Origin of the sequence: Candidatus Enterococcus myersii (genome assembly GCF_017316025.1) — a bacterium.
Classification (GTDB): Bacteria; Bacillota; Bacilli; order Lactobacillales; family Enterococcaceae; genus Enterococcus_C; species Enterococcus_C montenegrensis.
The window spans coordinates 411838-426467 of the sequence record NZ_JAFLVT010000008.1 but is presented as its reverse complement, the minus strand read 5'-3'; the positions used below and the strand labels follow the sequence as shown (position 1 = coordinate 426467).

General features: G+C 38.3%; 12 protein-coding genes. 1 reads left to right on the top strand and 11 read right to left on the bottom strand.

The window, feature by feature from the left end:
- Nucleotides 1-48: 48 nt before the first annotated feature.
- The 10 genes from JZO76_RS07610 to JZO76_RS07565 form a co-directional block, all read right to left on the bottom strand.
- On the bottom strand, nt 49-603 hold the full coding sequence (locus tag JZO76_RS07610; protein WP_206903508.1) for a Maf family protein: 555 nt from the start codon (nt 601-603) through the stop codon (nt 49-51).
- 370 nt (nt 604-973) lie between these two features.
- Nucleotides 974-2773, bottom strand: coding sequence for a DUF3488 domain-containing protein (locus JZO76_RS07605; RefSeq protein WP_206903507.1), 1800 nt, complete (start codon nt 2771-2773; stop codon nt 974-976).
- Between the two features lie 171 nt (nt 2774-2944).
- A complete protein-coding gene (mutL, locus tag JZO76_RS07600) occupies nt 2945-5104 on the bottom strand; it encodes a DNA mismatch repair endonuclease MutL (RefSeq protein WP_206903506.1) in 2160 nt (719 codons plus the stop codon).
- 15 nt (nt 5105-5119) lie between these two features.
- The gene (gene mutS, locus JZO76_RS07595; RefSeq protein WP_206903505.1) at nt 5120-7678 is read right to left on the bottom strand and encodes a DNA mismatch repair protein MutS; all 2559 of its coding nucleotides are present in this window, start codon (nt 7676-7678) and stop codon (nt 5120-5122) included.
- A 107-nt stretch (nt 7679-7785) separates the two neighbouring features.
- Nucleotides 7786-8169, bottom strand: coding sequence for a YlbF family regulator (locus JZO76_RS07590; RefSeq protein ID WP_206903504.1), 384 nt, complete (start codon nt 8167-8169; stop codon nt 7786-7788).
- Nucleotides 8170-8178: 9 nt separating this feature from the next.
- Nucleotides 8179-8976, bottom strand: a complete 798-nt coding sequence (locus JZO76_RS07585; RefSeq protein WP_206903503.1) for a TIGR00282 family metallophosphoesterase — start codon at nt 8974-8976, stop codon at nt 8179-8181.
- A gap of 269 nt (nt 8977-9245) precedes the next feature.
- A complete protein-coding gene (gene mgsA, locus JZO76_RS07580) occupies nt 9246-9668 on the bottom strand; it encodes a methylglyoxal synthase (RefSeq protein ID WP_206903502.1) in 423 nt (140 codons plus the stop codon).
- Between the two features lie 20 nt (nt 9669-9688).
- A complete protein-coding gene (locus JZO76_RS07575; protein ID WP_206903501.1) occupies nt 9689-10465 on the bottom strand; it encodes a Cof-type HAD-IIB family hydrolase in 777 nt (258 codons plus the stop codon).
- Nucleotides 10462-11118 (bottom strand): DNA alkylation repair protein, encoded by a 657-nt coding sequence (locus JZO76_RS07570; RefSeq protein ID WP_206903500.1) that lies wholly within the window; start codon nt 11116-11118, stop codon nt 10462-10464. The genes JZO76_RS07575 and JZO76_RS07570 overlap by 4 nt, the downstream gene beginning before the upstream one ends.
- 246 nt (nt 11119-11364) lie before the next feature.
- Nucleotides 11365-12162 carry a formate/nitrite transporter family protein gene (locus JZO76_RS07565; RefSeq protein WP_206903499.1) on the bottom strand — a complete coding sequence of 266 codons (798 nt, stop codon included), beginning with the start codon at nt 12160-12162 and terminating at the stop codon, nt 11365-11367.
- Nucleotides 12163-12711: 549 nt separating this feature from the next.
- Between JZO76_RS07565 and rpsD the strand changes: the two genes are divergently transcribed.
- On the top strand, nt 12712-13323 hold the full coding sequence (gene rpsD / locus JZO76_RS07560; protein ID WP_206903498.1) for a 30S ribosomal protein S4: 612 nt from the start codon (nt 12712-12714) through the stop codon (nt 13321-13323).
- Between the two features lie 31 nt (nt 13324-13354).
- On the opposite strand, the gene JZO76_RS07555 is transcribed toward rpsD, so the two are convergent.
- Complete coding sequence (locus JZO76_RS07555; RefSeq protein WP_161999039.1) at nt 13355-14596, bottom strand: tyrosine-type recombinase/integrase; 1242 nt, start codon at nt 14594-14596, stop codon at nt 13355-13357.
- Nucleotides 14597-14630: the final 34 nt, after the last annotated feature.

Genomic DNA, 14630 nt, shown 5'->3' with positions numbered 1-14630 from the left:
AATCAGTGGCTTATCTGACTTTTTATCCCGCTACTTGCTGCGCATTTTTTAATTTATTTTTTTCAACATTTGATTCACAACGCCTACCGGAAAGCCGACAATACTATAATAATCACCATCAACTTTTTTAACAAATAGGCTTGCTTGACCTTGAATACCGTAAGCACCAGCCTTATCTGCATACTCTCCTGTATCCAGATACCGATTAATTTCTTCATCACTTAATTCAAAGAATAAAACTTTGGCAGGAACCAATTCTTGCAAAACTTGATGCCCCTTACGCATCACAACCGCCGTATAAACATGGTGCATGCCACCACTCATATCCTTTAACATGGTAAAAGCTTCTGCTCTTGATTCAGGCTTACCCAAAATTTTGCCATGATTTACTACAATCGTATCACTTGCAATCACCAAATCATTGGGATGTTTAGCTGCAATAACCTTGGCTTTTTCTTTTGCCATATGAATCACGTATTCTTCGGGTAAATCTGTTTTTTTTACCGTTTCGTCAATATCTGCCGGTTCAACTTTAAAATCCGCTACCAAACGCGCCAACAATTCTTTTCGTCTTGGGGATTGTGATGCTAAAATAATTGCCAAGAAAAATTCCTCCTTTAAATTGCCCTTTACAATAACCTTTATAGCTAAATGATAAATCTTTACTTCTAACGCCACTGCCAAGTGTAAAACTACTCCTTCTTACTTTCAACTGATAAGCATGAAGAAAAAAAGCGGTGGAAACTGAATAGACCTAAAAAAATAAGGCCAAGATTTTTAGAAATTGTTTTTCAAATTTTTGAAAATTTTGCCTTATTTCTTGAAGGGCTAGTTTCCAGAGCTAGATAAAAAAAGCGGAGGAAACTGAGTAGACCTAAAAAAAAAGGACAGAAGTTTTAGAAATTGTTTTTCAAATTTAAAAAATTTCCACCAGAAAAAATCGGGAAAGAGTGATTTCCCGATTTTTTCTTTTTTATTTTATTTCACCAATTCCCGCTACTGTTAAATCTTGAATGCTGGCCGCAGTTTGATCTGCTGTCACGTTAGCTTTAAAGGTAACTTTGTCGCCTTCTTTAATAAAAATAGCGTAGGGACTGTTGTTTGAATTGACGCTATAGACAGTTTTATCGTCTTTTAGCATAAAAGATACAACAGTATTACTACCATTTGCTAGCACAACCACACGTTGGACGATACCACTTTTTTCAGCTAAGGAATCCGCATCGGTGCTGCTATTATTGCTGCCTTTTGTTGCAAGCTCAATCCGATAAGCATCTAGTGCGCTTTGCGCATTTTCGGCATCGACAACAATATCGTTATCCACCGCATTGATATAGACATATTTTTTGAAGATTCCTTTGGTATCCATCAACGAAACAATCCATGTTGGAACGCCATCAATGTTGTAAAGAACAGGCATTTGGGCATCCCATTTCTTTTCTGGATAGATTTTAGCAGCAATGGAAATCGCACCGTCACTATCCATAATCCCAACTTCCAAATCACGGTAATAAGTCAATTGACCACTGCGGGCATTAATTAATGAATACCCCAACGCAGAATCTTGATCATCATCGCCACTGGTAAAGTCGGTGAAATAATTTAATTGCCCTTCTTTACTAAGCATTGGCGTAATTTGACCAGCGGCATAAATACCATTGTCTGTAGGAACCTTCACATCTTTTTTGGCCCCAAAAATAAATTGGTTCCACCAGCCTTGCCCATAACGCCCGAAGAATTCATTCATACTATTCGCCGCGGCTGAAGTAATGGGTGCATCCACAAAAGCTGGTGCCTTTTTACTATCATAAAGCTTAACTGCTCCAGTTTGGGCGTTTAAGACTGCCGTTTTGAAATTGTCATAATGCATTAGTCCGGTTACGCCATATTCTTTATACAGTGTTTGAATGTAGTAAGGAATTCCTTTATCATCAATTTCTAAATTGATTTTGCCATAAGAAGCATATCCGGGAAACGCAGCATAAATTTTTCGTCCGGCATCTTGATTAAAGAAAGCCGAGGGGGTGTACTTCAATGGCTCTTTGACAAATTCTGGCTGTGCATTAATATCCGTAGCACTAATTTTGAAATAACCTGGAACTTCTCCAAGTTTAAGCCACTTGAAAAAACCATTGTATTCCACTGTTGCTACATAAACGTATTCCCCATTAATCGTCTGGGCAGTAATGCCATCTAAAGTGAACATATTGGAGTTTGGAATCACTGAGAATTTTTGTAGCATTTTCCGTTTGGCCATATCTGGTGCAATTGCAATTGGGGTCTCTTTGGTAGAAGTTAATACCTCTGCTTTTTCCTCTGTTTTAGCATGGATGGAAGAATAAACTTCGTCAATAGAAGTAATTGCACTAATTTTAGAAACAGCAAATAAAATTACCATCAGGGCCACCACACTACCAAACAATTTTCCCAACTGCACAGGAGAAGTTTTTTTATCAAAAGAAACATCCACCCGTTTTCCGGTTACATTTAACGTTTTCTGACGAATTTTACGCCCCGCTTTTACAAGGGTTAGCAAACCTCCAGCTAACAAGATTGCGGCAAATGCGCCCCACAAGTTGTACCATAAAAGTGAACTCAAGTTTTTACTTGGAAGTGCAAGATACAAAAAAATACCCATGAAAAGCAGTTCAAAAACGGTTAACCCAACTAATCCTTTTTTAGAACTGTTTTTTTCCATCAGGGCAATTAATAAATTGACAACAATAATACCAATACCAAACAACCCGGTTAAAACAACAAAATCAACAATCATTCACAACACTCTTTCCTTAATAAGACTTTTATTTATTATGCCAGAAAAAAACAGAAAATACTTCATACTTTAGAGGTATTTTCAAAAGATATCCCTCTCATTCGCCTTTTCATCTGGCTAAAAAAAGCTAGCGGGAAAACTGCCGAAACAATCTTCCTGCTAGCTTAAAAATTAATCTTCCAGACCACTCATAGGTGAACGGTGAGGATCTTGAATGCGCTTGAATAACTTCTCCATATCACCATTACTAAAATGAATCAATACTGGACGACCATGGGGACAATTAAATGGATTTTCACATAGCGTCAAATCTTGCAGCAACACACGCGCCTGCAATTCATTTAAGTGATGGTTGGCTTTAATGGATCGCTTACAGCTCATCATGATTGCTGTTGCTTCCCGAAACTTTTTGACACTGACATTTCCTGTCGTTAGCAACATATCAATCATTTCACGGGTGATACTTTCTTCTTGTCCAGCAGGATACCACGTTGGATGCGCGCGAATAATGAAACTATTGGCACCAAAGTCTTCTAGTTGAATCCCAACCTCCAGCAGCATTTCTTTTTTCTCCCGCAATTTTATAGCGTCACTATTGGGATAATCCAACACAATCGGAACGAGTAGTTCTTGCAAGCTGTTGCCTACATCGCCAATTTTTTCACGGAAATACTCGTATTTAATCCGCTCTTGGGCTGCGTGCTGATCAATAATATACAGGCCATCACTACTTTGGGCAAAAAGATACGTGCCGTGCATTTGTCCAAAGTATTCCAATTGTGGAAAACGTTCTACTGGTTTTTCAGCTTCTAAAGCTGCGATTGCTTTGTTTAAAGCTTGGCTGCCATTTTTATCCTGCAGATTAAATTCTGGGTGATCTAACTCACTTTGCAATTCTTCGGCAAGTTCTGCTGGTGATAGTTCTACTTCACGCTCGGGTGTAATTTCTGCTGAGAAAGTTGGCTTATCTTCAATTTTATTATCCACAGGAGAAATAAAAACCGGCTCATCTTCATCTTGTTGGGGATAACTTGGCGCAACGGGAAATTCTGTTGGAATTTCTGCTACTTGTGAACTATTATAAAATTCATTTGTCTTCTCATCAGCTGTTGGCACGGGATTTTCAGCGCTACTTTCCTCAACTTGTCCACAATCATCCACAGCTTTATCCACAGACTGTGAATTACGATAAACAAATTTGCCGCTACTAGGATCAAACGTTAAACCGTTGTTTTTCTTTTCAGCAGCCGGCAATGCCATTTGCAATTGTTCTGTTTTTTCTTGTTCATCACGGGAAATTTTTTTCTTAAAGCCCAAATTTTCTCCCGCATCGGGAATAAGATTTTCTGCCCGCAGCCGTTCATTGATTGCTTTACTAATTAACTTTGTTAACTCTGGCTCTTTGGATAGGCGAACTTCTTGTTTGGTTGGATGGACATTCACGTCCACTAATAGTGGATCCATGGTAATTTCTAAAACCGCAATGGGAAAACGTCCAACCATTAATTTTGAACCATAACCGGTAATAATGGCTTTATTTAACGCAAAGTTTTTAATATAGCGTCCATTAATGATGGTTGAAATATAATTACGGCTAGCCCGTGTTACTTCAGGTAAAGAAATAAAGCCTGTGACCGTAAAATCTAAATCTTTTGTATCAATAGCCAACATCTTTTTCGCAGTTTGAACACCAAAAATACCGGCGATCGTTTGCTTCAAATCACCATTACCCGCAGTGGTGAGCATTTTATTGCCATCGTGAACAAGACGAAATGCAATATTTGGATGGCTCAATGCCAAGCGGTTGACGATATCCCCAATATTAGATAATTCCGTTTGCAATGTTTTGACATATTTTAAACGGGCTGGCGTATTAAAGAATAAATTTTCAACTGTAATTTTAGTTCCTTGTCGTAATGGCGCCGCTGTGTGCTGGATTACTTTGCCACCTTCTAGTTGCAACAAAGAACCTTGCGTAGTATCTTGAATCGCTGTTTCTACTGTTACATATGATACAGAGGCGATACTTGGCAGTGCTTCACCACGAAATCCCAATGTTCTAATCCGAAATAAATCATCCCGACTGTGAATTTTACTTGTTGCGTGGCGTTTAAAAGCATTTTCAACATCATCTTCGGCAATACCTTCACCATTATCTGTTACTTGAATTTTTTTTAGCCCAGCTTCCTCGACTAAAATATCAATTTGACTAGACCCTGCATCAATCGCATTTTCAACTAATTCTTTTACCACTGATGCAGGGCGTTCTACCACTTCACCAGCAGCAATTTGATTGGCAAGACGTTCAGATAACTCTTGAATTTTACCCATCGTCTGCCTCCTTTTCTAAATTCGTTTTTGCAACTCGTATAAAATATTTAACGCTTCTCGTGGCGTTGTATCCAATAAATCTAATTTTTTCAACGTATCAATGACACCTAATTCTTCTGTGGAAACTTCTTGGAATAATGAAATTTGCTCGACTTCTTCTGACACTTTTGGCACAGGTGTGGTAACGGTTGTCTCTTGTGTTTCCAAATGCTGCAAAATCGTTGCGGCCCGTTCCAGTAAATCCGTTGGCAAGCCCGCAATTTTGGCCACATGAATACCGTAACTCTTATCAGCAGCCCCTTCCATCATTTTATGCAAGAAAACAACTTCACCATCTTTTTCCACCGCGCCTACGTGAATATTACGCAACTGGGGCAATGCTTCATCTAAAACAGTTAATTCGTGGTAGTGGGTTGAAAAAAGGGTCTTGGCTTTTACTACTTTGTGAATATATTCAATAATAGCTTGCGCCAGTGCCATCCCGTCATAGGTTGCTGTGCCGCGCCCTAATTCATCAAATAAAATTAAACTATTCGGTGTGGCATGCCGTAACGCTTGATTGGCTTCCATCATTTCCACCATGAAGGTACTTTGACCAGCAATTAAATCGTCACTTGCACCAATACGGGTAAAAATACGATCAAAAATTGGCAGATTGGCACTTTGGGCTGGTACAAAACTTCCCATCTGAGCCATAATGACAGTCAATGCTAACTGCCGCATGTAGGTACTCTTACCTGACATATTCGGTCCGGTGATTAAAAGAATTAACGTTTCACGATCCATTGTAATGGAATTTGGGATATATTCTTGATGGCCCAAAACTTTTTCCACAACGGGATGTCGTCCTTCTTTAATCGCTAATTCTTGTCTGTTATTCATAGCTGGTCGCACATATTGATAGCGCTCCGCAATTGTGGCAAAACTTTGCAACACATCGGTGGCACTAATTGCTTTGGCTAATTTTTGCAAGCGGCTGATTGCCTTTTTGATTTCTTCTCGTACGGCTAAAAAGAGCTGGTATTCTAAATCCACTGATTTTTCTTCAGCTTCTAAAATTTGCGTTTCCAATTTTTTTAATTCTGGGGTGATAAAACGTTCCGCATTGGCTAAGGTTTGCTTTCGTTCATAACGGCCTTCTGCTAAATTAGCTAAGTTGGCTTTGGTAATTTCAATATAATAGCCAAAGACGCGGTTAAAGCCGACTTTCAAATTTTTAATTCCAGTAGCTTCTCGCTCACTTGCCTCTAACTCAGCTAACCATTGTTTGCCGTTACGCATGGCCAAGCGATATTGGTCCAGTTGCGCGTTAAAACCGTCTTTAATGACATTGCCTTCTGTAATGGCTAAAGGGGCCTCTTCATTAATAGCTTGTTCAATTAAAGCAACTAAATCATCCATCGGTTCTAAATCAAGTAGCAGATCATTCCACGCACCATTATTAATCCCGCTTAAAAGATTACGAATTTGCGGAACTTGCATAAGCGATGTTTTTAGTTGTAGTAAATCACGCCCATTCACATTGCCAAAAGCTACCCGACCGGCTAGGCGTTCTAAGTCATACACTTTGGTTAAGGCTGCTTGTAAATCAGCCCGCTCAAAATAGCTGTCTAATAAAGACTGCACCATCTCTTGACGCAGCGTGATTTGTTTGTTTTGAATTAAGGGACGATCTAACCACTGTTTTAACAAGCGCCCCCCCATGGCTGTCTTGGTTTCATCTAAAAGCCACAATAGCGTACCTTGTTTTTTACCCGTCCGAATCGATTGTGCCAACTCCAAGTTAAACTTCGAATAGTAATCCATCTTTAAGTAGTGATCTGGTTGATAGCTTTCTGCTTTTTGAATATGGGCTAAGCTACGCTTTTGGGTCTCTGCTAAGTAGCATAATAACTTACCCGTAACTTCTTTTTCAGTTGCTTCTTTTAATTCACTGGTTAAAAATTGAAATTCAGCATTATCCGTCATTTCCATTTGACTAGAAAAGACGAGATTTAACCGTTCTTGCAACGTCTTTTTTAACTCTTCTGTAATTTCACTAGTAAACACAATTTCTTTTGTTTGCAAAGCACTGGCTTCGTTTAAAACAGCTTCTTCATCTGGCAGTATTGCGGCCTTTAACTCACCTGTACTTAAATCCACGTATGCAAATCCATACGTATCACCGTCAAAATTCAAAGCGGTCAAAAAATTATTGTCTTTTGCTGCCAATCCTTTTGCATCCATGACTGTCCCCGGCGTGACCAATTGGACAACTTCTCTTTTTACCATGCCCTTAGCAGTTTTGGGATCTTCTACTTGTTCACAAATAGCAACTTTGTATCCTTGTTCAATTAACGTATCAATATAGCCTTGAGCCGCATGATACGGGACACCACACATGGGGATTGGATCGTCTGCATTACGATTGCGGCTGGTTAAAGTCAGCTCTAAAATTTGAGCAGCTTTAATCGCATCCTCGTAAAACATTTCATAAAAGTCTCCTAAACGGTAAAATAAGAAAGCATCTTGATAGTTTGCCTTAATACTTAAATATTGTTCCATCATGGGTGTATTTTTAGTCTTTTGAGGCATGAAAGCTCCTCCTTTAGTTATTCAGTAGCTCACACTAACTGTTTTGTACCAGGGTAAAATTTATTTTTTTACTTCACTTATTAGCTTTAGCTTAAAAATTTTCTAGACTAATTTTCTGTTTTTTCCTGTTCATTGTGACTCTCTAAGGTTTGATTCACATCTTGGGAGATACTTTCCGTAATAAAATGCAGTAAATCATTGGCTAGTGCCAGTTTTTCGCGATAAGAAATGACCAACGGATGATTTTCATATTCTTTAGTATATTCATTCGCTGCTGAAATTGCGGCTTTTTGTGCTTCTGGCTTGTCATAATGATCGTATTGTACCGCCTCTTTTTGCGCTGCTTTAATTTTTTCTTCCAGTTCTTTTAAGCGGGGATTATTTGCCACTTTTGATGCAATTTGGCGATAGTCTTTGACAACTTCATTTTCTGCTAGCGCCTGAACTAATTCATTTAATGCGGCCGTTACTTTTGGTTCAAAGTTTTCCATTTTTTCTTCCTATTCATAAAATGGACGATCTGCTGAAATTTGAATCGTCTCTATTTTTTTGGCATGACCATTTTTTTCATCAATATCAATCACACAGGCAGATAGGATACTTCTTCCTTCTTCCACCACTTCAAAGCGTTGTGGCAAAGCTGTGATAAAGCGTTCAATGACCCCTTCTTTTTTCATGCCTAAAATTCCGTCATAAGGTCCTGTCATGCCCACATCACTTAAAAATGCTGTTCCTTTTGGTAAAATACGTCCATCATTTGTTTGCACGTGGGTATGGGTTCCGACAACAGCCGAAACTTTACCATCTAAATACCAGCCCATAGCCTGTTTTTCGCTAGTCGTTTCCCCATGAAAATCGACAAAAATATACGGTGTCCGCTTTCGGGCTGCTGCTACTAATTCATCTGCTTTCGTAAAAGGGTCATCAATCGCTGTCATAAATGCCCGGGCCTGCAAATTGATTACTGCTAGCTCAATTTCATTTACTTTAACAAAAACCATCCCCACACCGGGTGCTTTAGCAGGAAAGTTAGCTGGGCGAATCATTTTTTTAGCATCCCCGATAAATTCAAATATCTCGCGATTATCCCAGGTGTGATTTCCTAGTGTTACGACATCCACACCATCTTGCAAAAATTTTTTATAAATTTTGCCTGTAATCCCCCGACCCCCGGCGGCATTCTCCCCGTTTGTGATCGTTACTTGCGGACGATACTTTTTCTTTAACTTGGGTAAATACGCCGTAATCGTTTCTCTACCTAGTGTTCCAACAACATCTCCAATAAATAATACCCGCACAAATTTTCCTCTTCTCTTAAATGTCTTGTTCCATTATAGTGGTTTTTCCAAGGAAAAAAAAGTGTCCATCACTAGCGTTAACTAACGGTAATAAAAAAGAGCGCGCGCACTCCTTTAGCTTTTGCGCCATAAGAACAAAATATTTTAAAACAGATGCCAAAATCAAAAAAATATCGTGGTTTGTTGCCGGTAAAATTCGTTTATTCCTGTTAATTTCTGATAGTAAAAAAAAGTGCCTTGTCGATCGACAAAGCACATTTAATACATCATTAAAATGAAAGTGGCCGTTGATCGTTTTCGTGGATGATTTCACGAAAATCAGCTAGTCCTAGTGCTAAGCCACGAATTAATATTTCAGCGGTACCAATGTTGGTGGCGAGGGGAATCTCGTACACATCACACAACCGAATCAAAGCTGTTACGTCTGGTTCATGGGGTTGCGCGGCAAGTGGATCGCGCAAAAAGATCACCATGTCTAAGTCATCAGCCGCAAGCATTGCGCCGATTTGTTGGTCGCCACCTAAAGGACCCGACTTGTAGCGATGGACTGAAAGGCCCGTTGCTTCTGCAATTTTCTGACCTGTAGTTCCAGTCGCAAACAGTTCATGTTGCGCTAAAATATCTCGGTAAGCCGTTGTCATTTGTACCATCAAATCTTTTTTGCGATCGTGTGCAATTAGTGCGATTTTCATCTTTTCCACCTCCAAATTATTTAAATTAAAGCTAATTCTTGTAAGGCTTTAAAAATCCCGTCTTCATCATTTGAAGCAGTTACAATAGATGCAACATCTTTCACATCATCTTCAGCATTTCCCATCGCCACACCGATTCCAGCTGCAGCCAACATTTCTTTATCATTTTGACCATCGCCAAACGTAATAATATCTTCTTGTTTTATGCCGAGAGTTCTTCCCAAATGGAGGATTGTGGCAGCTTTTGAACCATTTTCCGGAATTATATCCACACATTTTTCATGCCAACGAACAAAACGCAACGCCGGATATTTTTCATCAAAACGGCCTTCATAATTAGCGTCGTAAAAAGCTAACGCTTGATACACTTCTTGTTGGTTTTTAAAATCAGGATCAAATTCTGGCACATGAGAGCCAAAAGAGCGCATCGCTTCGTCCATGACGGAAACATTAAAATCACTATGGCGACCCATTGCATCCATCCCAATAAAAGCGGTATCGACTCTTAATTCATCCAGTTCAGAAATTAGCGCTGTTAGTTGCGCTTCATCCAATAAATGCTTATAAACCTGTTTGTGGTCTAAAAAAGCGGCTGAACCATTGCAAACCACATAGTTATGAAAAGCCAATTTTTTCAAGACCGGTTGGGCCAAAAACCGACTACGACCGGTAGCAACCATGACCAAATGGCCATTATTGCGCAATTTTTCCAAGGCTTTTACTGTATTGGGTAAGGCTTCTTTTTGACTGTTCAACAACGTTCCATCAATATCAAAGGCAATTAATTTTCGCTTCATTTTTTACTCGCTTTCTTTAGCTGCTTGCTGCCTTCTCTTGCAGCAAGCGGACTTAAATTATTCTGGGCAATAAATTGTGTTACATAAACTGGATCTGTTTTGCTATATTCCCGCAATGACCAACCAATAGCTTTTTGAATGAAAAATTCTGGCGTACTCAGATCCCACAAGATCGCTTTTTCTAGTAAAACCAAATCTGTCGCAGTTTTACTTTGCAATTGCAGATTAATACTCATCCTGCGCAACCAAAAATCTTCTGCCTGATAAAACCAGCTGAACACTTCTGCTAAGCTTTTAGGATAGGCCTTAATGTAATCATTAAACCCCTTACGCCACGCATCAATGCTGTCCCACCACTCTTTTTGCGCCACTAGTGGCAAATAAGCTCTTAACTCAGACAATTCAAGCCGCAAAACATTTTTATTAAACAAATCAATCGCTAAATACTGGTATTCTCGTGCGTCTTGCTGATAATAATAAAAAATTTCTTCTTGCAATGTGGCTGTAGACCATTGGCGACTTGCCTTTAAAAGTTCTTTTTGCGCCTTAGCGCGTAGTGGTTTTGGAATACCCAAAAAAGGAAATTTATTTTTCATATATTTAGCCATGGGAATAGCTTGACTTGGATTAGGCACAAAAGTTAATCGTGACATAAAATCTCCTTATGAATTTGCAGCGTTTTCTTTCTTATCAACGTCAATTGTAAAAGTTATTAGAAAAACAAGCAAGGTTTCATTTTTCAAAATCAGATTACATAACAAAAGACAAACTAAATTACACCTCAAAAGACTATTACTACTCACAGTTTGTCACAAAAAAAAGCTGTAACAAAACTTATCTCACGCAAATCTTCTTTGCAAAGATTTGCCAATCAAAAGTTTTGTTACAACTGTTAAAAATTAGTCAACATAAATGGATTTCGAATTGTTTAACCAAGCAAAGCCTAAGCCCATCACCAAGCCGCCACCAATATAATTCCCGATTAAAGCAAAAATAAGATTATGAAAAACAGTACCTGCTGTCATACCTTCAATTGCTCCACCAGAAGCAAAATAAGCTAATGAAAAAGCTGGGAAGTTTGCGATAACGTGTTCATAGCCTAAAAAAGCAAAGATAAAAATGATAAAGATAATTGCCGCTACTTTACCAGCATCATCTTTCATACGCATACTAATTAAAACCGCTGTATTCACCACGATATTAGCAAACATCGCTTCAATCAAAATTTGCATCGTTGATTTTTCCAATTTACCTGTAATAGAAGTAAAGAAGAAATTATCTGGTTCTAAACCTTGAAATGGCCCTGTTTGAGCAATTAAAAAGCCCACTACCAAACCGCCAATCAAGTTAAACAAAATACAAGAAAATAAAATTTTCGCAGCTAACCCAAAATTCAAACGTTTACGATAAACACCAACAGTCATGTATAACATATTTGAAGTTCCCAATTCGGCATTCAAATACAAAATCATTACAAGTGACCAACTGAACATGAAGGCATACAACATTTTGCCCAAACCTGGCACAATATGCTCGCCTTTCATTGCGATTGCAAATGCCACAGCCGTTCCCAAACCTAAAAATAAACAAGCTAAAATTGCACGGACCGCATAACGAAAGTAACTTCCTTGGATTAAATCAACTTTCTTTTCAATCGATGTGTCAATTTTTGAAAATAACGGTGATACAGGATTCATCTCTTTTCTCCTCTACTTTAAGTGAATAATTATAAATACCCACTTATTTTATAGAGGCAATTCGGTTTTGTAAAGTTCTTTCGGGAAATTTCTGAAAAAGTACGTAACAAAATTACAAGACGATGATTATCTTTAATCTTTTTTTCAAATATCGTTAGTTTTCAAAGAGAAAAATAACTCTTTTTGCCAATGTAAAATGACCGTTGTTTAGGTCATCTTGATCCTATTTCACTAAAATAATCTATTTATACTAAAAATGCGGATAAATAAACAACGTTTTTTATTCCCATACCCTATCATTTTGTGAAAACAGCCTAGTAGAACAATTTTTCTTGACTATAGCTAGAAAATTATCGTATACTAGGCTTTGTGTAAAATAATGCAGCAGAAGAATAATAGCTCGTCACCAGTCCATCGCTGGCATGCCAGTTCAATTGTGTAACCGCGGCTGCAAAGGTGAAGATTGAAGGATGAACTGCACGAATATGAATTTTTCATCGGATTATTTTACTCCAAAAAACAATTTTATTTTATTGGAGGAATTTTTAAATGTCACGTTATACTGGACCATCATGGAAATTATCACGTCGTTTAGGTATCTCATTATCTGGCACTGGTAAAGAATTAGCTCGTCGTCCTTTCCCACCAGGTCAACACGGCCCTAACAGCCGCGGCAAAAAATCTGAATACGGCTTGCAATTAACTGAAAAACAAAAATTACGCCACATGTACGGCATGAACGAACGTCAATTCCGTAACTTATTCGTTAAAGCTGGCAGAATCAAAGAAGGTAAACTTGGTGTTAACTTCATGATCTTGTTAGAACAACGTTTGGATAACGTCGTTTACCGCCTAGGTTTGGCTACTACTCGTCGTCAAGCTCGTCAATTAGTTAACCATGGTCATATCACGGTTGACGGCAAACGCGTTGACATCCCTTCATACCACGTTGAAGTTGGTCAAGTGATCGGTGTTCGCGAAAAATCTCAAAACAACGTAGCTGTTCGCGCTGCTTTAGAAGCAACTATCGGACGTCCTGCTTTCGTTAGCTTTGATGATGAAAAATTAGAAGGTTCATTAACTCGTTTACCAGAACGTGAAGAAATGACACCTGATGTTGACGAATCATTCGTCGTTGAATTCTACAACAAATTAATGTAATCTCGTCATACTTCACTCAAAGCCTTGTGTATCAAGGTTTTGGGTGATTTTTTTGCTCTTTTTTTCGAGAAATTGGATTTACCTTAGTTTTTACCTTAGTTGGTTTCGAGTCTAAGTAATCCATCAAAGTATCTACCGTTTTCTGGCTCATATCTTCTCCAACATGGGTGTAGGTATCTAACGTTGTTTTGACACTTGAGTGGCCTAATCGTGTTTGCACCTGTTTTGCGCTAGCTCCACTTTCAAACAGTAAAGTCGCATGGGTATGACGTAAACTGTGGATATTAATATCTGGTAACTCCGCATGAACCACAATCCTTTTCAACATATCGTAAATGCTTGCGTGATGAAGAACATTTCCATTTCGCGAAAGAAAGATAAAACCCTCATCGAGTTGGCTCATTCCTAATGTTTCAAGGTAATCTTCTTGAATGTTTTTAAACACCATCAATCTCTTCATAGTGTTTTCATCCATAGTAATCACACGATTGGATGCCACATTTTTGGGTGTACCCAGTTTCCAGCCACTATTGCTATAAGTAAACGACTTGGTGACAGATATTGTTTTTTTCTGGAAATCAATATCCGACCATAATAAAGCGGTACATTCTCCAATCCTTAAACCAGATTGTGCCAATACACGAAAGAGTATTTTTTGAACCTCATTGATGTAACGATCATCTAGATTATCCAAATAAGAAAAAAATCGTTTCAGTTCTTCTTTACTAAGATAAAGTCGTTCCTTTTTCTTTTTTTCAACTTTGGGTTTAATTACATATTCAGTCGGATCTTGTTCAAGCAAGCCGATACTGACACCATATCGAATGATCTTAGAAACAATCTGCAAAATCTGATGGTAGTATTTCGTGCCATTGACTTCCATAAACTTGTCGTAGTAGTTTTGCAAGGAAAGAACCGAAATATCCTCTAACTTCATATCCTTCAAATCAGGTAAAATATGTTGCTCTATTCGCTTTCTAGTCCCTCTTCCTGTCGATTCTTTTACACCTTTTAAATATTGTGGATACCAAAGCTGATATAAGTCATTAAAGGTAACTACTTCTGATTCAGTAGCTTTTTCCTTCCATGCTTCGGGGTCAAATTCATAAACCATGTGATTATACTTACTCTTCACCTCGGCTTTGTTTTTTCCACGAATATCCGTAACTTTTTGCAATCCGTTTGAATATTTTCCAATATAAATATTTCTACAAATATAACGTTTATCGCCTTTTTTTGTCCTATACTCTTGAATCTTCTTGCTAATATCCATTCTATTTTTCCTCCTATTGTGTGGGGCACATAGG